Below are 18,234 nucleotides of genomic sequence, written 5' to 3' on the forward strand. Positions count from 1 at the left end.
TATGCCTTTTTAACTGTTTTTCTCTCGACCGTTCAGTATTCGTTCAAATGTGATCAGAACTTAACATTTTATGCGTTAAATCTGAGCAAAACTTGGTAGTTAATAGTTTCGGTGCGTAAAATAGGGGAATAAACGAAACTTACGCAACAGCGGATACTATGACCTACAAAAAGATTGATACAGCAAACTACCCAGAGCAGTTCCGAAGCAAAGAAGAAAGCTTAATAAAGAAGTTGTCGAAATTTGGGGTACAACAACTGAATACTTTCGAGTCCCCCCAAAAGCACTACCGTATGCGTGCTGAGTTTCGTGTTTGGCATGAGGGCGATGATCTTTATTACATCATGTTCAACCCGGAAACGCGGGAAAAAATCCGTATGGACGAATTTTTACCGGGTAGCGAGTTAATTAACCGCTTAATGAAACAACTAATAGAAAAGCTAAAACCTAATCCAGTACTCAGGAACAAGCTTTTTCAAGTCGATTTTCTTACGACAACAACGAATCAAGCTGTTATCTCTTTGCTTTATCATCGCGCCCTGGATGACGAATGGGAAAAGGAAGCCACAACTTTACGTGAAGAGTTTAAAGAGTTGGCAGACATTAATATTATTGGTCGTGCTCGAAAGCAAAAACGGGTTTTGTTTGACGACAGTGTTGTCGAGCATATCCACGTCGGAAATAAAACCTACCAATCGATTCAAACCGAAAATAGCTTTACCCAGCCCAACGCAAAAATTAACGAAGCAATGATTGGCTGGGTCAAACAGCATATCGGACAAAATACTCATGACTTATTGGAGCTGTACTGCGGTAACGGCAACTTCACCCTACCTTTAGCAGAAAACTTCCAGCGAGTCTTAGCCACGGAAATTAGTAAAAGCTCGGTAACGTCTGCCCGGAGAAGTGCTGAGCTGAATAACATTGAAAACGTCACTATTGTTCGTATGTCTGCTGAAGAGTTTACTGAAGCACTAAATGGTGAGCGGTCATCTCGTCGCGCTGATGAGGCTGACATTAAAAGCTTTGACTGCAAAACCGTGTTGGTTGATCCGCCTCGCGCCGGGCTTGATGCTGAAACACTGAAAATGGTGTCGGCTTATTCCAGAATTATCTACATTTCCTGCAACCCGGATACGTTAGCAGAGAACTTAGATTATTTAACGGAAACTCATGAAATTACTGCCGCCGCTATGTTTGATCAATTTCCATATACTGATCATGTAGAAACAGGGGTCGTACTAGAGGCTAAAGCTGACTAGCTTTACAAAGGTTGCTGAGAGGAAGTAAAAGCCAACTTTTTAATAAGGCGTAAGTTTGAAACGTGAGCGTATACGATCAAGCCTGCGCCAAATAGAATAATGACGGGTTCGCCCCAATGACCAAGCACGTCTCGTTGTGAGTAAATAGCCGCCCCTAACAGTAGCAGTGTTAACAAATTCCAGTTACCGTGTTTGCGAGCACCACTGACTAATGACCAAAGCCCAATCAGTACACTTAATCCAAGAATTGCGTTTTCTAATGTATCTTCACCAATGAATGCTAAACCTGCCATTGCTAGCAATGGCAGAATAAGAGGCAGCAGCAAGCAATGGATAGCACATAATGTAGTAATCCAAATTCCTGCTTTATCTAAGTTTTTGGGCGTATTGGCCTGCATAAAACGTTCTGCCTTACTCTTTCTTACTGAATGAGTTATTGAACTCATCACCTAACTGACGTGTTATATTATAACATACGCGTTCATTATCCAAGACAGATCATCTAAATTTTGATTTAAGACAGAATTGTTGGTGGGTTTTAGGCGTTATTAATAGTGAAAGGAAGCACTTCGCTAATGTGCTGAGCGCCAGATTTTATCATTAGCAGCCTATCGAAGCCTAAAGCGACACCGGCACAGTCGGGTAAACCGGATTCCAAAGCTGAAATTAGTCGCTTGTCCGCCGCCATTTGCGGCTGCTTGTTTGTCACTCGGTGTCGGTTGTCGTCTTGAAAGCGCCTTGTCTGCTCAACAGCATCGGTCAATTCGTGATACCCATTGGCAAGCTCGACACCTTGATAATAAACCTCAAACCGTTTTGCGACTCGTGGGTCAGACTCATCCACTCGAGCTAGTGCAGCTTGTTCTACAGGAAAGTGCGTTACACATTGCGGCACGTTTTTAGTAAAAGTTGGTTCAATAAACTCCGAGAAAACTACTTGTAATATAGTGGACGCATCGGTTTCTTTTTGCATCCAGTCAGTCAGCGCAGGAACGCTCTCTAACTGTTGTCTTATGCCCTCAATGCCATCCGGCGTCAAAGGATCCAACTTTAGCGTTTCCAGAAAACACTGTTGGTAGCTACGCTCAACGATTGGCGGAGCGCCGCAGGTTTCCGACAACAACTGAGAGACTTCATTAATAAGCGCGTTATCGTCAAAGCCAATACGGTACCACTCGAGTAAAGTAAACTCAGGATTATGATACCGACCAACTTCATCGTCCCGAACCACATGACTGAGCTGATAAATGTCTTGTTGGTAAGCTGCGACAAGCCGCTTCATTGCAAATTCAGGAGAGGTTTGTAAATAGAGGGTGTTTGTACCAGACGGAAGAGGCTGACTAAAATCGGTAGACAGGTTTTTTAGATGGACGTCAGTAACACCATACTGGGAAAGTAAGTGGGTATCGACTTCAGTCACACCACGATTTTCAAAAAACTGGCGCACTGACTTAAATAGGTCAGCCCGCTGTTGCAGCATGCTCCAACTTGCATCAGGGCGCCAGTTCATAGTGCGGACTTACTTTTGAACGCGTGAAACGTATTCGCCTGAACGTGTATCCACTTTAATCACTTCACCAATTTGTACGAAAAGCGGTACTCGAACTACAGCGCCAGTGCTTAACGTTGCTGGTTTGCCTCCAGTTCCTGCGGTATCGCCTTTTAAGCCCGGATCTGTTTCGGTAACTTCCAGTTCAACAAAGTTTGGTGGCTGTACACTGATCGGCTTTCCTTCCCATAAAATCAATGTGCAAACGTCCTGTTCAACCAACCATTTTTCCGCGTCGCCAACAGCCTTAGCGTCAGCAGGCACCTGCTCAAACGTCTCATTGTTCATGAAGTACCAGAACTCACCGTCGTTATATAAATAAGACAACTCAAGCTCGATAACGTCAGCACCCTCAACCGACTCGCCCGATTTAAAGGTTTTTTCTACCACTTTTCCGCTAATTAATTTCCGGATTTTCACGCGGTTAAATGCTTGGCCTTTCCCCGGTTTAACCATTTCGTTTTCGATGATCGAGCATGGCTCGCCATCTTGCATGATTTTTAAACCACCTTTGAATTCACTTGTACTGTAATTTGCCATAACGACATTTTCCTTGCTTAAACCATCATTATTTGCGCGCAATAATAAAACAAAATGACTTTATTTTCAGGTAAAATACGAACTTTGTTGAGTATAGGGAGGTCGCATGACCGAAAATTCTGTGTCCATCAGTCCACGAGCTGACTGGCTCTACGAATTAAAGAAGTCATACACCCGACCTGAAGACTTACTCTCGGCTTTGCAGCTGGACACCAGCGCGTACGCCGACGATATTAAAGCTCGGCAACTATTCTCCATGCGAGTACCACGCCCCTTCGTTCAACAAATGAACATTGGCGACCCTAATGACCCTCTGCTGCGGCAAGTACTTCCTCTAGCGGACGAGTTTAGAGTCGAACCAGGGTTTCACAAAGACCCGCTTGACGAGCAAAGTTCACCAGCTAATGGGCTGCTGCATAAATATCACGGACGCGTTCTATTAATCCTGCAAGGCGGATGCGCTGTTAATTGCCGATATTGTTTTCGCCGACACTTTCCCTATGACGAATTGACCATTAGTCAGCGGCAAATCGATGAAACTCTAGATTACATAAAACAGAACCCAGAAGTTAACGAGGTGATTTTAAGTGGCGGTGACCCATTGATGGCGAAAGACGAGAGGCTGCATAAACTCGTGCAGGAGCTGGAAGCTTTACCTCAGCTGACTCGTTTACGCATTCACAGCCGGCTGCCCGTTGTTATTCCGTCGAGACTGACTGACCGGCTATTAACGTCTTTAACCAAAAGTCGATTACAAGTCGTGTTAATAATACACGCGAATCACGCGAACGAGATTTCTAATGATTTGTCCGCCGCTTTAAAGAAGTGGCATAACGCTGGCATACACCTGCTGAATCAAAGCGTTTTGCTAAGAGGAGTTAACGATAGTTCGGATGCCCTGTGCCACCTGAGTGAAACGCTCTTTCGAGCAAACGTGTTACCCTATTATCTGCACCAGCTGGATAAAGTAGAAGGCGCCAGTCACTTTGAAGTCGATGACAGCGCAGCGCAGCAGCTTTGGCTGGAAATGACGCAACAATTACCCGGCTTTTTAGTTCCTAAGCTTGTTCGGGAGCAAGCTCGCAAACCCAGTAAAACTGCCATAATGCCCGATGGCTTAACAACATAATGAAGGATGATTCATGAGCGACAGCTTTGACAGTGTTGAACAAAAAATTCAAGAGCACCTGCAAGTTCTCTATAGACAGGTCGTCGATGCCGATCAATATCTAGATGATATGCGTCAACAGGGTAAAGCCAAGTTCCAGGGAGTGTTTGCCGAGCAGACAATTTTCAAAAGTAAGGGCAATAAGTTTCAGCCTTACTTAAATGAAATAACTGAGAACTTTGAAGCCTGGAAACAAAACCAAAGTGATGAAGAGCTGCTGCAGCTACTCGTTCAGCAACTGCAGCTTATGACGGAAACTCTGGCGCGACTTAAAAGTATTCGCCAGGCCGGTTAACTCTTTTCGCCCAAGGTTTCATCGAACCAACGGGTCAACATTTCTTTTTCAAAATACAAATCGTCGCGACGTTTTACCGAAGCCAGGCTGTCATAGTTAAAGCCCATGTTCTTTAGCTTCTCCTGGCCTTCTTTTATCACTTCACCGCTACTGTCCGTTAGCTGATAATTAAAGCTGATGCGTGGAAAGTCTATTTCACGAACAATTCGCACATAATTTGAGGTTGAGCGTCCAAACGTAGGCTCCAGACGACCTGTTAAGTCGACATCGGTTACGACAATAGTCAGCTTCTGCCCCTCTGGTAGCTTACCCGCCAGATGATGAATATGCTCAGTCAACTGCTCTTTCACTTTTTCCTGATAACGCTCTTCGTTGCTGTTAGCCGGTTTAAAGTCAGTATATTTATCAACACCTTCCCATTTCACTTCGGCTTCTCCAGCAAAGGAAAAAGCACTAAAGGAGATAGCCATTAATACCACTAAACTACGAATACGCATGCTTGTTCCTCCATCATACGTTTTATCTATATAGCGTTAGAGTGCGCAATGATGAAAAAATTCCATAAAAAAAGGGAGCCAACACTGGCTCCCTTTTTAGGCGTTTATGCGCGCATTACATCATGCCGCCCATTCCGCCCATGCCACCCATGTCGCCGCCAGGCATTCCGCCAGCGTTGTCATCTTGTGGGATGTCAGCAATCATAGCTTCTGTGGTAATCATTAACGCACCTACTGAAGAAGCAAACTGCAGTGCTGAACGAGTCACTTTGGTTGGATCCAAAATACCCATTTCCAGCATATCGCCGTACGTATCGTTACCCGCGTTGTAACCGTAGTTTCCTTCGCCGTCACGAACGTTGTTAGCAACAACAGAAGCTTCTGCACCAGCGTTAGTTGCGATTTGACGCAGTGGCGCTTCCATTGCACGTAATGCTAAACGAATACCAACGTTCTGCTCTTCGTTGTCGCCACGTAGGTCGCCCAGCTTGCTCGCTGCACGAACCAGTGCAACACCACCACCTGGAACTACGCCTTCTTCAACCGCAGCACGGGTAGCGTGCAGAGCGTCTTCAACGCGTGCTTTCTTCTCTTTCATCTCAACTTCGGTCGCAGCACCTACTTTAATGACTGCAACACCACCAGCTAACTTAGCCAGACGTTCTTGCAGTTTTTCGCGATCGTAGTCAGAAGTGGTTTCTTCCATTTGCTGTTTGATTTGCGTTACACGGCCTTCAATAGCAGCGTCATCGCCATTACCATCAACAACAGTGGTGTTATCTTTAGTGATAACCACACGTTTCGCTGTGCCTAAATCTTCCAGCTGAGTTTTCTCCAACTCCATGCCGATTTCTTCAGAAACAACAGTACCACCTGTCAATACTGCGATGTCCTGCAGCATTGCTTTACGACGGTCACCAAAACCAGGCGCCTTAACGGCAGCAACTTTAACAATGCCACGCATGTTGTTCACAACCAATGTCGCCAAGGCTTCGCCTTCAACATCTTCAGCGATGATCAGCAATGGTTTACCTGCTTTAGAAACACCTTCTAATACCGGCAGTAATTCGCGGATATTAGAGATTTTCTTATCTACCAACAGGATGAATGGGTTATCCAGTTCAACTGAACCGCTTTCCTGATTGTTAATGAAGTAAGGAGACAGGTAACCACGGTCGAATTGCATACCTTCAACAACGTCCAGCTCATCAGTCAGCGCCTGACCTTCTTCAACAGTGATAACGCCTTCCTGACCTACTTTGTCCATTGCTTCGGCGATGATTTGACCGATAGTTTCGTCAGCGTTTGCCGAAATAGTACCAACCTGCGCAATCGCTTTGCTGTCGGCACATGGTTGAGAAATTTTCTTCAACTCTTCAACAGCAGCGATAACCGCTTTGTCGATACCGCGTTTTAAATCCATTGGATTCATACCCGCCGCAACAGCTTTCAAGCCTTCGTTTACGATAGCTTGCGCTAATACGGTCGCAGTAGTTGTACCGTCACCAGCTTCGTCGTTTGCTTTAGACGCAACTTCTTTAACCATCTGTGCGCCCATGTTTTCGAACTTGTCTTCCAGCTCGATTTCTTTTGCAACGGACACACCATCTTTAGTGATGTTCGGCGCACCGAATGACTTATCTAAAACAACATTACGACCTTTAGGACCTAAGGTTACTTTTACTGCGTCAGCCAGTACATTGACGCCTTTCAGCATTTTTTGACGCGCTGTATTACCAAACTTAACTTCTTTAGCTGCCATTTTTGCTTTCCTCTTAAATAGGGTTTAACGATTTATGCGTTAGGGTTTGGCTTATTCTTCGATAGCCAAAATGTCGCTTTCGCTCATGATCAGGTACTCTTCACCGTCGATTTTCTCGGTTTTGACACCGTAACCTTCGTTGAACAGAACCTTGTCGCCGGCTTTTACGTCCAGCGCACGCACTTCACCGTTATCCAAAATACGGCCATTACCTACAGCGACGACTTCACCGCGTGTAGATTTTTCTGCCGCAGAACCAGTCAGAACAATGCCGCCTGCCGATTTAGCTTCGACTTCGATGCGTTTAATAATGACTCGATCGTGTAAAGGACGAAGTTTCATTGGTGATAACTCCTCAACCTATGTTGTTAGTGGTTAATACCCCTTAGGGGCGTTTAAAAAAGTTCGTGCCCAATAAATGGGGGAAATTTTTGGCTTATCAAGGGGGCAGATAAAAATTTTTTATGGTAATTTTGCTGCTTAACTGAATAACGCAATGATATAGGTGTTTCCATGGTCAAACTCTTCTATTGCACAACCGATAGTCAGTCGTCCGCTAATGAGTTAGCCGCATCGATTGTGGAACAGCAATTGGCCGCCTGCGTTAATATTATCCCGGGCATTACCTCGGTGTATCATTGGGATAACGAAATTCAGCACGATCAAGAATGGCTGCTACTTATTAAGACCACTGGCGACATGTCTGAGGCTCTCAAAGAAGCAATAATGAAGATACACCCGTACGATTCACCAGAGCTTATCAGTGTCGATGTTACCGACGGCTTACCCGATTATCTGCAATGGGTTCAGGATACCGTCAAATGATAAAATCGCTGTTTCAAGCCGCTCTAACCTTATTGTTGATAGTCGCAGCTACATTACCCGCTACCGCGACACAAAGTCCGTTTGCCAGTAATAACCAAGAGTTTTTACCGGTCGACGAAGCCTTTGACTTTAGCAGCGACGTTGATGGCAAAACGGTAACCATCAGTTGGTTAATTGCACCAGACTACTATTTGTATCAACACCGCTTTTCGGTAGTTCCAAAGAACGCCGTAGCCAATGAGTTAAACATCCCTGAAGCAGAGTCTCACCACGACGAATTTTTCGGCGAGTCTTTTATTTACCGAGAGTATGTAGAGCTTACCTTCGAACTAAGCGAAGACTACTCCGGCCAACAAATTACCATTCAGTATCAGGGCTGTGCTGATGCGGGGCTATGCTACCCACCGACCCAGAAAACCATAACGCTTGACGTTAGCACCGAAGCTGACGCTAGTCCGGTAAACGGAACAAGCTCTAATGATTCCTTGTTTGGTATTGACGAGCAGTCACTTGTGGTGACTCTTCTTCTGTTTTTTGCCTTGGGTATAGGTTTAGCATTTACCCCTTGTGTCTTCCCTATGTATCCGATTCTGTCGGGCGTTGTACTGGGAAACCGTCAGCGCACCTGGCGTAATACGTTATGGCTTTCCTTTATTTATGTGCAAGGTATGGCTATCACCTATTCGTTATTAGGCCTGGTCGTTGCGCTCGCAGGGATGCAATACCAAGCCTATTTTCAGCACCCAGCGGTTCTCATTGTTTTAGCAGTATTGTTCACCGCGTTCGCGTTAAGTATGTTTGGTGTGTTTACCTTACAACTTCCCATTAGCTGGCAGTCTCGACTGCAGCAGTTTAGCGGTCAACAAAAAGGAGGTAGCCCCTTAGGTGTATTCATTATCGGCGCCATCTCCGGATTAGTAGCCTCTCCCTGCACAACGGCACCTCTTTCCGGCGCTTTACTCTTTATTGCACAATCAGGCGATATCGTTAACGGAGCGGCAATACTCTATGCATTAAGTTTAGGTATGGGTGTGCCCCTTATTCTGTTCGGTCTCAGCGGCGGTAAGCTGCTACCTAAAGCTGGCGCCTGGATGACCGTCGTGAAACAGGTTTTTGGCTGGTTACTGCTTGCTGTCACACTGTTCTTAATCGAGCGTTTACTACCAACCCATATAAGTATGTGGCTATGGATATTCTACTTTGTGATTGCCGCCGGTGCGTTAATTGCCGCCATTAGTCGAATTACCTCAGTGAAATCGACCGTTATTTCATTAATCGTTTTATCGAGCCTGGCTACCATTGGGGTTTACTGGCAAGTGAATAAAGCGCAGTTAGAGCAGCAAAGTCATGGCTTATTTAAGCAAGTGAGTACTCTTGAAGACATTCAGCGTGAGATAACGCAGAGCGATGAATGGGTCATGCTGGATTTATACGCGGACTGGTGTGTTGCCTGCAAGGAGTTTGAGCAGTACACATTTTCTGACGCGAGCGTACAAAAGCACTTTGAAAGCATGCACTTGATACAAGCTGACGTTACTGCCAATAACCAGCAGGACATCGCTATACTGAATCACTACAAAGTACTGGGTCTGCCAACCATTTTGTTCTTTTCACCCAAGGGTGAAGAACAAAAAATGTACCGAGTAACTGGCTTTAAAAACGCTGAAGACTTTAAAAAGCACCTTGAAAACATGTTAAATGAGTAATTTAGCGCCTAAATGCTCTGATAAGACCAGTAAAGTGCTGCATTCCTGTCATTTTTGCCTATAATACGGAAAATAAGAACTCACATTAGAAGTTGCTGTCTACAATAGTTAGTTTTCAGTGATTTCGAAGCAGATGGCGGCATAATGGCGAAACCTTCTCATATATTAGTGCTAAATGGCCCAAATCTTAACCTGCTAGGTTCGCGGGAGCCCTCGATTTATGGTCATAAAACGCTCTCCGATATTCAGCAGGACTTGAACAGTATCGCCAAAGCAGAAGAGGCGGAGCTGACCTTTAAGCAATCAAACGCCGAACACCAACTTATTGACTGGATACAGCAAGCAGCAGAATCTGACGTTGATTACATCATCATCAACCCTGCGGCTTACGCTCACACCAGCGTTGCAATAAGAGATGCACTATTAGCCTCTGCTATTCCATTTATTGAAGTACACATTTCCAATATTTATCGCCGTGAGTCATTCCGGCATCACTCGTATTTAGCGGACGCCGCAACCGGCGTTATTTGCGGCTTAGGACCTTCAGGTTATGAGTACGCTTTGAAGGCCGCTTTACAGCACTTAAATAACAACGACATTGAAAGGTAAGCGTTAGCATGGACATTCGTAAAATTAAGAAATTGATTGAACTGGTTGAAGAGTCAGGCGTGGCTGAGTTAGAAATCACCGAGGGTGAAGAGTCGGTCCGTATTAACCGATACAGCGCTCAGGCGGCACCAGCGCCCGTTCAGTATGCTCCGCAACCGGCACCTCAGGCTGCGCCTCAAGCTCAGTCAGCACCAGCGGCTGCCGACAGTGCTGAAGCGCCTAGTGAAGAAATATCCGGTCATATCGTTCGCTCACCCATGGTGGGAACGTTCTACGAAGCCCCTTCACCTGATGCTAAGCCATTTGTCACTGTGGGTTCACAAGTCAACGCTGGCGACACGCTGTGCATCGTTGAAGCAATGAAAATGATGAACCAAATTGAAGCGGACAAGTCCGGTGTTGTGAAGCAAATTCTGGTCGAAAACGAAGAGCCAGTTGAGTTTGATCAGCCACTATTTGTTATCGAATAAAGTAACCGCAGGAATTTGTCATGTTAGATAAAGTGGTCATAGCCAACCGTGGCGAAATTGCACTGAGAATACTGCGAGCTTGCAAAGAGCTTGGCATTAAAACGGTTGCGGTTCACTCGACGGCCGACAGAAATTTAAAGCACGTACTACTTGCTGATGAAGCCATTTGTATTGGTAAAGCCCCAGCGAATGAAAGCTATTTGAACATACCCAGAATTATTAGCGCTGCTGAAATTACTGACGCAGCGGCGATTCACCCAGGTTACGGCTTTCTGGCTGAGAACGCAGACTTCGCTGAGCAAGTTGAACAATCAGGTTTCGTTTTCGTGGGACCAACAGCAGACGTTATCCGCCTGATGGGCGATAAGGTCTCGGCAATTAAAGCGATGAAAAAAGCAGGCGTTCCTTGCGTTCCGGGGTCAGACGGCCCTCTGGACGATGACAATGAACGCAATATTAAACTCGCCAAGCGCATTGGTTACCCAATTATTATTAAAGCGGCAGGCGGCGGCGGTGGCCGCGGGATGCGCGTTGTGCGTCAAGAAAGCGAGTTACTGAGCGCCATTAGTATGACGCAGAATGAAGCAAGAGCCGCTTTCGGGAACCCCGTTGTTTATATGGAGAAGTTCCTGGAAAACCCTCGCCACGTAGAGGTTCAGGTTCTCGCCGATGGCCAGGGCAACGCTATTCATTTAGGCGAGCGAGACTGCTCTATGCAGCGTCGCCACCAGAAAGTGGTCGAAGAAGCGCCAGCCCCAGGTATTACGCCAGAAATGCGTAAGTTCATTGGTGAGCGCTGTGCCAAGGCCTGTATAGAAATTGGCTATCGCGGTGCTGGTACCTTTGAGTTCTTATATGAAAACGGCGAGTTCTACTTCATTGAAATGAACACCCGTATTCAGGTGGAGCACCCAGTCACCGAAATGGTTACCGGTATCGACCTTATTAAAGAGCAGCTGCGCATTGCTGCTGGCCGACAGCTTTCTATCAGCCAGGAAGACGTTGTTATTCGTGGACATGCCGTAGAATGCCGCATTAACGCGGAAGATCCTGACACCTTTGTCCCGTCGCCAGGACAAATCACCCGGTTCCACCCTCCGGGCGGCTTTGGTGTGCGCTGGGACTCTCATGTTTATGCAGACTACAAAGTGCCACCTAATTATGACTCAATGATTGGTAAGCTCATTACCTACGGTGAAAACCGCGATATCGCTATCGCACGTATGCGCAATGCGTTAAATGAGCTGATTATTGAGAACATTAAAACCAACGTACCTCTGCAAAAAAGCATCATGGCGGATGAGAACTTCCAGCATGGTGGTACCAACATTCACTACTTAGAGAAAAAGCTCGGTATGGGTGGTCATTAATAGGATGGCCTGGATACAACTCACCCTTTCCAGTAGTGAAGAGCATGCGCCGCGTGTCGGCGACATGCTCATGGGTAACGGCGCTCAAGCGGTCACCTACCGTGATGGCGCCGACACGCCTATTTTTGAACCCAGACCGGGCGAAGTGACATTATGGCAAAACACTCTAGTAACGGGGCTGTTTGACGCTGAGGCTGATATTAAGTCGGTTGTCACTAACTTGGAAAAGTCGTCGATTTTACCGACACCGCTTCAATACAAAACCGATGCGCTTGAAGACAAAGACTGGGAACGTGAGTGGATGGATAACTTCCACCCTATCCAATTTGGCGAACGCCTTTGGATTTGTCCAAGTTGGCGTGATATTCCTGACCCATCGGCTGTCAATATCTTGCTTGACCCAGGCATGGCCTTTGGTACCGGCACGCACCCAACGACGGCTATGTGCCTGAGATGGCTTGATGCGAACCCACCAAAAGGCAAGACCACCTTAGACTTTGGCTGTGGCTCCGGCATTTTAGGCATCGCAGCGTTGCTATTTGACGCTAAGCACGCCATTGGTATCGATATCGATCAACAGGCGCTCATTGCGACCAAGGATAATGCCGAACGTAACGGTGTCAGCAGCAAATTCGACGTATTCCTGCCAAGTGAGCAACCGCAAATCCAGGTCGATCTGGTTCTTGCTAATGTACTTGCCGGACCTCTCAGAGAGTTATCGGATACCATACTGGCGTTCGTTAAACCGGGGGGGCAGCTCGTACTTTCAGGAATTTTGGAACGTCAAGTCAGCGATGTAATGCAAGCCTACCAGCCTGACATAAAATTCGACGCGCCCGTCATAGACGGCGACTGGGCAATGCTCAGCGGCACTCGAGTTGGTTAACAAGCGTTCGCTTTGTCAATAGTAAAAAGTTAAAAAAAGACTCAAATTGCGTAATAAATAGCCTTTTCTTTATTGCGCAAATTCCATAAAATTCTCTCCCCTTTCGCTGAGTAGTTTTTAACCGATGCGGATTGGTCCATATCAACTCGACAATCAGGTCATTCTAGCTCCCATGGCAGGAGTTACTGATCAGCCCTTTCGTCAGCTGTGTTACAGCAAAGGGGCAGGTTTGACAGTGTCTGAAATGCTGTCCAGTAACCCGAAAGTGTGGAAAACCGGGAAGTCCAGGCAACGCATGGACCACTCGGGTGAGTTAGGTATTCGCGCCGTGCAAATTGCAGGCTCCGAGCCTTCTTTAATGGCAGAAGCGGCCAAAGTGAATGTCGATATGGGTGCTCAAATTATTGACATCAATATGGGCTGCCCAGCGAAGAAAGTGAATAAAAAAATGGCAGGCTCTGCGCTGATGCAATACCCGGAGCTTGTTGAAGAGATACTGACAGCCGTGGTTTCAGCTGTCGATGTTCCGGTCACGTTAAAAACCCGTACAGGCTGGGATCGGGATAATAAGAATGGCATTGAAATAGCCAAAATTGCCGAACGTTGTGGTATTCAATCGCTCGCAGTGCATGGTCGAACAAGAGCCTGTATGTACAAAGGCGAAGCCGAATACGACACCATACGAGCGGTAAAGGAAGCAGTTTCAATCCCTGTCATTGCTAATGGTGATATTCGCACACCACAGCAAGCCCAGGAGGTTTTAGCTTATACCGGCGCTGACGCCATAATGATTGGTCGTGGTGCGCAAGGAAACCCTTGGTTATTCAGGGAAATAAGCCATTTTCTGGAAACCGGTGAAGAGTTAGCGCCACCGTCAATAACGGAAGTCGCGGAAACAACGATTAACCACGTTGAACAGCTGCACCAATTTTACGGCAGCTTTCAAGGTGTTCGAATAGCCAGAAAACATGTTGGTTGGTACTTGAAAGAACAAGCCAGCAACGATGAATTCCGGCAAGTATTTAATCGCCTGGAAGACGCCAGCGAGCAACTCCAGGCACTTGAAGATTATTTTGTCACTGTAGAGAAGAGATAAGCGTATTATGTTTGATCAAAACCTTAATCGTGAGAATGTATCTCCCCTGACCACTATCGGAAATAACGCTCAACCTAAGCCGCTGCGTGACTCCGTAAAACAAGCACTGCACAGCTTTCTGCGCCAGCTTGACGGTCAGGATCCAGAAGAGCTGTATGAACTGGTGCTTTCAGAAGTAGAGGCACCATTACTTGAAGAGGTCATGACTTACACCCGGGGTAATCAAACCCGCGCCGCGACCATGCTAGGCATTAACCGCGGCACCTTACGCAAAAAGCTGAAAAAATACGGCATGAACTAATACGATTTTTGGGCGCCTTTTGGCGCCTTTTTTATGGCTGAAAAAGTAACTTAGAACAGAAAGGCAAAACCATGGAAAACCGTCCTATCCAACGCGCGTTAATCAGTGTTTCAGATAAAACAGGCATCGTTGAGTTTGCTCAGGCGTTAGCAGCGAAAAATATTGAAATTCTCTCTACAGGTGGCACTGCTAAACTTTTGCGCGACTCTGGCTTAACCGTTATTGATGTATCTGAGCATACAGGTCAAACGGAAATTATGGGCGGTCGTGTGAAAACGCTGCACCCGAAAGTTCATGGCGGCATTTTAGGTCGACGAGACATTGATCAGGACGTTATGCAAGAGCAAAACATTGCGCCTATCGACATGGTCGTTGTGAACCTGTATCCATTTGCCGAAACGGTAGCGAAGGAAGGTTGTACTTTAGAAGACGCGATAGAGAACATCGATATTGGCGGTCCAACCATGGTTCGCGCGGCAGCGAAAAACCATAAAGATGTCACTATAGTAGTTAATGCGTCTGACTATGACCGTGTTTTAAATGAGATTAATGACAGCGGTAGTGTCAGCTACAACACCCGTTTTGATCTCGCGGTTGCTGCGTTTGAACACACAGCCCAATACGACGGTATGATAGCAAACTACTTAGGCCAGCAGCTCAGCGACAATGACTTTGCGCGCACCTTGAACTTGCAAGTATCTAAGAAACAAGACTTGCGCTACGGTGAAAACTCGCATCAATCGGCGGCGTTCTACACTGAGCGTAATGCGCCTAAAGGTAACGTGTCTACGGCAGAGCAGCTGCAAGGCAAAGCACTGTCTTTTAATAACATTGCCGATACCGACGCAGCGTTGGAATGTGTGAAAAGTTTCGCAGAGCCTGCGTGCGTCATTGTAAAACACGCTAACCCATGCGGAGTTGCCATTGGCGAGTCTATTACCCAAGCTTACGATAGAGCCTTTAAAACCGACCCGACCTCAGCTTTTGGTGGCATCATTGCGTTTAACCGCGAACTGGATGAAGCGACAGCAACGGCAATTGTTGAGCGCCAGTTTGTCGAAGTTATTATTGCGCCAAGCGTTAGCGATGCCGCGAAAAAAGCCGTCTCCGGTAAGAAAAACGTACGTTTGCTCGAGTGTGGTCAGTGGGCTGACTCTGGCACTCAGCTCGACTATAAGCGAGTCACCGGCGGATTATTGGTACAAGATACCGACACACAAGACTTTAACGAAGACGAGTTGAAAGTCGTTAGCAAGGTTCAGCCAACCGAAGAACAAATGACTGACTTAATGTTCTGCTGGAAAGTAGCCAAATTCGTTAAATCGAATGCTATTGTGTATGCCAAAGACGGCATGACTATTGGTGTTGGCGCAGGGCAAATGAGTCGCGTATACAGCGCAAAAATTGCCGGTATTAAAGCAGCTGACGAAGGCCTGCAGGTTGAAGGGTCGGTTATGGCATCCGATGCATTCTTCCCATTCCGGGACGGAATCGATGCTGCCGCTGAAGCAGGCATTAAAGCCATTATTCAACCCGGTGGGTCTATTCGCGACGACGAAATTATAGCGGCCGCAGACGAACATGGTATTGCGATGGTCTTTACCGGAATGCGCCATTTCCGCCATTAATGCGTAGTGATAAGTGATGTTATTTGCCGCCCCGACGATTCGGGGCTAATCTTTACAAACACTTATAAAAACGAAGAGGCAGGTTTATGAAATATTCTGCAATCGCATTATCTATGGTATCGCTGTTAGCTTTGTCGGCTTGTGATAGCGGCCCTAAGTCATCCGCACCAGCGAGCACCGAGCAGGGAGCTTCAATAACGTTGGAACAAGCGGTCAATCATGATGATCGTACGCCCGCGTATGTTGAGCGTGATCAGTTCCGCCACCCTAAAGAAACTCTAGAGTTTTTCGAACTTGAACCATCCATGACGGTTGTGGAAATATGGCCGGGCGGCGGTTATTACAGCGAAATTCTGGCGCCATACCTTGCCGAAGAAGGGACATTTTACGCAGCTCACTTCCCCGAAGACACACAAAGCGACTATTACCAGCGCTCACTTAATAAATTTAAAGAACGCCTCACCAGCGAAGCTGTGTTTGGCGATGTTGAGCTGACTCAGTTTGCCCCTTTGACACCACTGGAAACTGATATTGCACCACCAAACAGCGCTGATCGCATACTGACCTTCCGTAATTTACACAACTGGTATATGAGCGGCGGCGAAGAAGCTGTACTCAGCGCTTTTCGTCAGTTCCACCAAGCGCTAATTCCTGACGGCATTTTAGGGGTGGTCGACCATCGATTGCCTGAAAGTGCCGATGACAGCGCGATGGAAAACAGCGGCTATATCAAAGAAACCTGGGTCATCGATCTTGCTGAACAGGCTGGCTTTGAGCTTGTCGAAAGCAGTGAAATTAATGCAAACCCGAAAGATACAGCGGACCATCCTAACGGTGTTTGGAACTTACCTCCAACACTCAATGTAGAAGATGGTGATGACGCTGAAATTTATAAAGCTATCGGTGAGAGCGACCGATTCACACTGAAGTTTAGAAAACCCGTAGAATAAGGATACTCATGAAAGTTTTGGTTGTTGGCGGCGGAGGCCGTGAACACGCACTGGCGTGGAAAGCATCACAGTCCTCACAAGTAGACTGTGTGTTCGTAGCTCCTGGCAATGCAGGAACTGAACGTGAGCCAAACCTCACAAACGTTGATATTGCGGCCGAAGACATCGACGGCCTGCTTCACTTTGCCAAACAGGAAAACATCGGACTGACCATTGTTGGCCCTGAAGCACCTCTTGTCGCGGGCATTGTCGACAAATTTACTGAGGCTGGCTTAGCCGCTTTTGGTCCTACAGCTAAAGCCGCTCAGCTGGAAGGATCTAAAGCCTTCAGTAAGGATTTTCTGCAACGCCACGAGATTCCAACCGCCGACTACCAAAACTTCACAGACGTAGACTCTGCAAAAGCTTATGTTGCTGAAAAAGGCGTGCCTATTGTCATCAAAGCAGACGGCTTAGCAGCCGGTAAAGGCGTTATTATCGCTGAAACCCTGGAGCAAGCTAACGCAGCGATAGACGATATGCTGGCAGGCAACCGCTTTGGTGACGCAGGTCACCGCGTGGTCATTGAAGAGTTTTTAAAAGGCGAAGAAGCGTCATTTATTGTGATGGTTGACGGTGAACGCGCAATACCCTTTGCATCAAGTCAGGATCATAAAGCTCGTGACAATGGCGATACCGGCCCGAACACCGGTGGTATGGGCGCCTATTCTCCAGCGCCGGTCGTTTCTCCGGCTATTCATGACTGGGTAATGCGTCATGTTATTAAACCGACTGTTGACGGAATGGCTGCTGAAGGAGCTCCTTATAAAGGCTTTCTATACGCCGGCTTAATGATTGCCGACGACGGAACCGCTAAAGTCCTCGAATATAACTGCCGTTTTGGAGACCCGGAAACACAGCCAATTATGATGCGGCTGAAGTCAGATTTAGTCGAACTATGCCTGCAGGCAGTCGACGGTAACTTAAACCAGGCACCTATCGAGTTCGATGAGCGCGCTGCGGTAGGCGTGGTTATGGCCGCAGGTGGTTACCCTGAAAGCTACCATAAAGGCGACGTTATTCACGGTTTACCAGACACTGAGCTGGAGAACCAAAAGGTTTTTCACGCAGGCACTAAAATGGAAAGCGGAAACGTTGTTACCAGCGGTGGTCGAGTCCTTTGCTGTACGGCCTTAGGTGGTAACGTAACCGAAGCCCAACAACTGGCTTATGATTTAGTTAACCGTATAAGCTGGGACAATGTCTATTTCCGCACAGATATTGCCCACAGAGCGATTAAACGCGAAGGTTAAAACCCACTTCCTGTCATAACATCGTCAT

General features: G+C 46.8%; 20 protein-coding genes. 14 read left to right on the forward strand and 6 right to left on the reverse strand.

Translation table 11 applies throughout. The features are described from left to right. The first annotated feature begins 158 nt into the window (after nucleotides 1–158). Complete coding sequence (gene trmA / locus CWI73_RS09315) at nucleotides 159–1,262, forward strand: tRNA (uridine(54)-C5)-methyltransferase TrmA (RefSeq protein ID WP_126752541.1); 1,104 nt, start codon at nucleotides 159–161, stop codon at nucleotides 1,260–1,262. A 2-nt stretch (nucleotides 1,263–1,264) separates the two neighbouring features. Here the strand turns inward: trmA and CWI73_RS09320 are convergent, their stop codons facing one another. The 3 genes from CWI73_RS09320 to efp form a co-directional block, all read right to left on the reverse strand. Next, nucleotides 1,265–1,660, reverse strand: coding sequence for a MerC domain-containing protein (locus CWI73_RS09320; RefSeq protein ID WP_126752542.1), 396 nt, complete (start codon nucleotides 1,658–1,660; stop codon nucleotides 1,265–1,267). A gap of 140 nt (nucleotides 1,661–1,800) precedes the next feature. After that, complete coding sequence (gene epmA / locus CWI73_RS09325; protein ID WP_126752543.1) at nucleotides 1,801–2,772, reverse strand: EF-P lysine aminoacylase EpmA; 972 nt, start codon at nucleotides 2,770–2,772, stop codon at nucleotides 1,801–1,803. A 9-nt stretch (nucleotides 2,773–2,781) separates the two neighbouring features. Beyond that, complete coding sequence (gene efp, locus CWI73_RS09330; protein ID WP_126752544.1) at nucleotides 2,782–3,351, reverse strand: elongation factor P; 570 nt, start codon at nucleotides 3,349–3,351, stop codon at nucleotides 2,782–2,784. Nucleotides 3,352–3,457: 106 nt separating this feature from the next. Between efp and epmB the strand changes: the two genes are divergently transcribed. Both epmB and CWI73_RS09340 read left to right on the forward strand, forming a co-directional pair. Further along, the gene (gene epmB / locus CWI73_RS09335) at nucleotides 3,458–4,480 is read left to right on the forward strand and encodes an EF-P beta-lysylation protein EpmB (protein ID WP_126752545.1); all 1,023 of its coding nucleotides are present in this window, start codon (nucleotides 3,458–3,460) and stop codon (nucleotides 4,478–4,480) included. Nucleotides 4,481–4,493: 13 nt separating this feature from the next. Continuing rightward, nucleotides 4,494–4,814, forward strand: coding sequence for a hypothetical protein (locus CWI73_RS09340; protein WP_053954305.1), 321 nt, complete (start codon nucleotides 4,494–4,496; stop codon nucleotides 4,812–4,814). Here CWI73_RS09340 and CWI73_RS09345 read toward each other — a convergent pair. From CWI73_RS09345 to CWI73_RS09355, 3 genes are all read right to left on the reverse strand, one after another. Further along, nucleotides 4,811–5,311: a DUF3016 domain-containing protein gene (locus CWI73_RS09345; protein WP_126752546.1), complete on the reverse strand. Its 501-nt coding sequence runs from the start codon at nucleotides 5,309–5,311 to the stop codon at nucleotides 4,811–4,813. The genes CWI73_RS09340 and CWI73_RS09345 overlap by 4 nt on opposite strands. Nucleotides 5,312–5,426: 115 nt before the next feature. Beyond that, nucleotides 5,427–7,073, reverse strand: coding sequence for a chaperonin GroEL (gene groL / locus CWI73_RS09350; protein ID WP_126752547.1), 1,647 nt, complete (start codon nucleotides 7,071–7,073; stop codon nucleotides 5,427–5,429). Nucleotides 7,074–7,124: 51 nt separating this feature from the next. Continuing rightward, entirely contained in the window at nucleotides 7,125–7,415 is a 291-nt protein-coding gene (locus CWI73_RS09355) for a co-chaperone GroES (RefSeq protein ID WP_053954308.1), read from the reverse strand. A gap of 171 nt (nucleotides 7,416–7,586) precedes the next feature. On the opposite strand from CWI73_RS09355, the gene cutA reads away from it, so the two are divergent. The 11 genes from cutA (at nucleotide 7,587) to purD (ending at nucleotide 18,206) form a co-directional block, all read left to right on the forward strand. After that, nucleotides 7,587–7,898 (forward strand): divalent-cation tolerance protein CutA, encoded by a 312-nt coding sequence (cutA, locus tag CWI73_RS09360; RefSeq protein WP_058578397.1) that lies wholly within the window; start codon nucleotides 7,587–7,589, stop codon nucleotides 7,896–7,898. Next, nucleotides 7,895–9,604, forward strand: a complete 1,710-nt coding sequence (locus tag CWI73_RS09365) for a protein-disulfide reductase DsbD (protein ID WP_126752548.1) — start codon at nucleotides 7,895–7,897, stop codon at nucleotides 9,602–9,604. The genes cutA and CWI73_RS09365 overlap by 4 nt, the downstream gene beginning before the upstream one ends. Before the next feature lie 144 nt (nucleotides 9,605–9,748). Further along, entirely contained in the window at nucleotides 9,749–10,213 is a 465-nt protein-coding gene (gene aroQ, locus CWI73_RS09370) for a type II 3-dehydroquinate dehydratase (RefSeq protein ID WP_126752549.1), read from the forward strand. Nucleotides 10,214–10,221: 8 nt separating this feature from the next. After that, on the forward strand, nucleotides 10,222–10,683 hold the full coding sequence (gene accB, locus CWI73_RS09375; protein WP_126752550.1) for an acetyl-CoA carboxylase biotin carboxyl carrier protein: 462 nt from the start codon (nucleotides 10,222–10,224) through the stop codon (nucleotides 10,681–10,683). A 20-nt stretch (nucleotides 10,684–10,703) separates the two neighbouring features. Beyond that, a complete protein-coding gene (accC, locus tag CWI73_RS09380) occupies nucleotides 10,704–12,053 on the forward strand; it encodes an acetyl-CoA carboxylase biotin carboxylase subunit (RefSeq protein WP_126752551.1) in 1,350 nt (449 codons plus the stop codon). 4 nt (nucleotides 12,054–12,057) lie between these two features. After that, a complete protein-coding gene (gene prmA, locus CWI73_RS09385; RefSeq protein ID WP_126752552.1) occupies nucleotides 12,058–12,939 on the forward strand; it encodes a 50S ribosomal protein L11 methyltransferase in 882 nt (293 codons plus the stop codon). A gap of 124 nt (nucleotides 12,940–13,063) precedes the next feature. Then, nucleotides 13,064–14,035 (forward strand): tRNA dihydrouridine synthase DusB, encoded by a 972-nt coding sequence (gene dusB / locus CWI73_RS09390; protein ID WP_126752553.1) that lies wholly within the window; start codon nucleotides 13,064–13,066, stop codon nucleotides 14,033–14,035. Nucleotides 14,036–14,042: 7 nt separating this feature from the next. Next, on the forward strand, nucleotides 14,043–14,336 hold the full coding sequence (fis, locus tag CWI73_RS09395; RefSeq protein WP_126752554.1) for a DNA-binding transcriptional regulator Fis: 294 nt from the start codon (nucleotides 14,043–14,045) through the stop codon (nucleotides 14,334–14,336). A 71-nt stretch (nucleotides 14,337–14,407) separates the two neighbouring features. Further along, the gene (gene purH, locus CWI73_RS09400; protein WP_126752555.1) at nucleotides 14,408–15,964 is read left to right on the forward strand and encodes a bifunctional phosphoribosylaminoimidazolecarboxamide formyltransferase/IMP cyclohydrolase; all 1,557 of its coding nucleotides are present in this window, start codon (nucleotides 14,408–14,410) and stop codon (nucleotides 15,962–15,964) included. Between the two features lie 86 nt (nucleotides 15,965–16,050). Beyond that, nucleotides 16,051–16,914, forward strand: a complete 864-nt coding sequence (locus CWI73_RS09405; RefSeq protein WP_126752556.1) for a class I SAM-dependent methyltransferase — start codon at nucleotides 16,051–16,053, stop codon at nucleotides 16,912–16,914. Nucleotides 16,915–16,922: 8 nt separating this feature from the next. Next, nucleotides 16,923–18,206: a phosphoribosylamine--glycine ligase gene (gene purD, locus CWI73_RS09410; protein ID WP_126752557.1), complete on the forward strand. Its 1,284-nt coding sequence runs from the start codon at nucleotides 16,923–16,925 to the stop codon at nucleotides 18,204–18,206. The last annotated feature ends 28 nt before the right edge of the window (nucleotides 18,207–18,234 follow it).

Origin of the sequence: Idiomarina piscisalsi (assembly GCF_003987095.1) — a bacterium.
GTDB classification, from domain to species: domain Bacteria; phylum Pseudomonadota; class Gammaproteobacteria; order Enterobacterales; family Alteromonadaceae; genus Idiomarina; species Idiomarina piscisalsi.

Excerpts from the sequence above, each read along its gene's own strand:
- trmA (WP_126752541.1), top strand. The coding sequence starts at position 159 with ATGACCTACAAAAAGATTGATACAGCAAACTACCCAGAGCAGTTCCGA.
- CWI73_RS09320 (WP_126752542.1), bottom strand. The coding sequence starts at position 1,660 with ATGCAGGCCAATACGCCCAAAAACTTAGATAAAGCAGGAATTTGGATT.
- epmA (WP_126752543.1), bottom strand. The coding sequence starts at position 2,772 with ATGAACTGGCGCCCTGATGCAAGTTGGAGCATGCTGCAACAGCGGGCT.
- efp (WP_126752544.1), bottom strand. The coding sequence starts at position 3,351 with ATGGCAAATTACAGTACAAGTGAATTCAAAGGTGGTTTAAAAATCATG.
- epmB (WP_126752545.1), top strand. The coding sequence starts at position 3,458 with ATGACCGAAAATTCTGTGTCCATCAGTCCACGAGCTGACTGGCTCTAC.
- CWI73_RS09340 (WP_053954305.1), top strand. The coding sequence starts at position 4,494 with ATGAGCGACAGCTTTGACAGTGTTGAACAAAAAATTCAAGAGCACCTG.
- CWI73_RS09345 (WP_126752546.1), bottom strand. The coding sequence starts at position 5,311 with ATGCGTATTCGTAGTTTAGTGGTATTAATGGCTATCTCCTTTAGTGCT.
- groL (WP_126752547.1), bottom strand. The coding sequence starts at position 7,073 with ATGGCAGCTAAAGAAGTTAAGTTTGGTAATACAGCGCGTCAAAAAATG.
- CWI73_RS09355 (WP_053954308.1), bottom strand. The coding sequence starts at position 7,415 with ATGAAACTTCGTCCTTTACACGATCGAGTCATTATTAAACGCATCGAA.
- cutA (WP_058578397.1), top strand. The coding sequence starts at position 7,587 with ATGGTCAAACTCTTCTATTGCACAACCGATAGTCAGTCGTCCGCTAAT.
- CWI73_RS09365 (WP_126752548.1), top strand. The coding sequence starts at position 7,895 with ATGATAAAATCGCTGTTTCAAGCCGCTCTAACCTTATTGTTGATAGTC.
- aroQ (WP_126752549.1), top strand. The coding sequence starts at position 9,749 with ATGGCGAAACCTTCTCATATATTAGTGCTAAATGGCCCAAATCTTAAC.
- accB (WP_126752550.1), top strand. The coding sequence starts at position 10,222 with ATGGACATTCGTAAAATTAAGAAATTGATTGAACTGGTTGAAGAGTCA.
- accC (WP_126752551.1), top strand. The coding sequence starts at position 10,704 with ATGTTAGATAAAGTGGTCATAGCCAACCGTGGCGAAATTGCACTGAGA.
- prmA (WP_126752552.1), top strand. The coding sequence starts at position 12,058 with ATGGCCTGGATACAACTCACCCTTTCCAGTAGTGAAGAGCATGCGCCG.
- dusB (WP_126752553.1), top strand. The coding sequence starts at position 13,064 with ATGCGGATTGGTCCATATCAACTCGACAATCAGGTCATTCTAGCTCCC.
- fis (WP_126752554.1), top strand. The coding sequence starts at position 14,043 with ATGTTTGATCAAAACCTTAATCGTGAGAATGTATCTCCCCTGACCACT.
- purH (WP_126752555.1), top strand. The coding sequence starts at position 14,408 with ATGGAAAACCGTCCTATCCAACGCGCGTTAATCAGTGTTTCAGATAAA.
- CWI73_RS09405 (WP_126752556.1), top strand. The coding sequence starts at position 16,051 with ATGAAATATTCTGCAATCGCATTATCTATGGTATCGCTGTTAGCTTTG.
- purD (WP_126752557.1), top strand. The coding sequence starts at position 16,923 with ATGAAAGTTTTGGTTGTTGGCGGCGGAGGCCGTGAACACGCACTGGCG.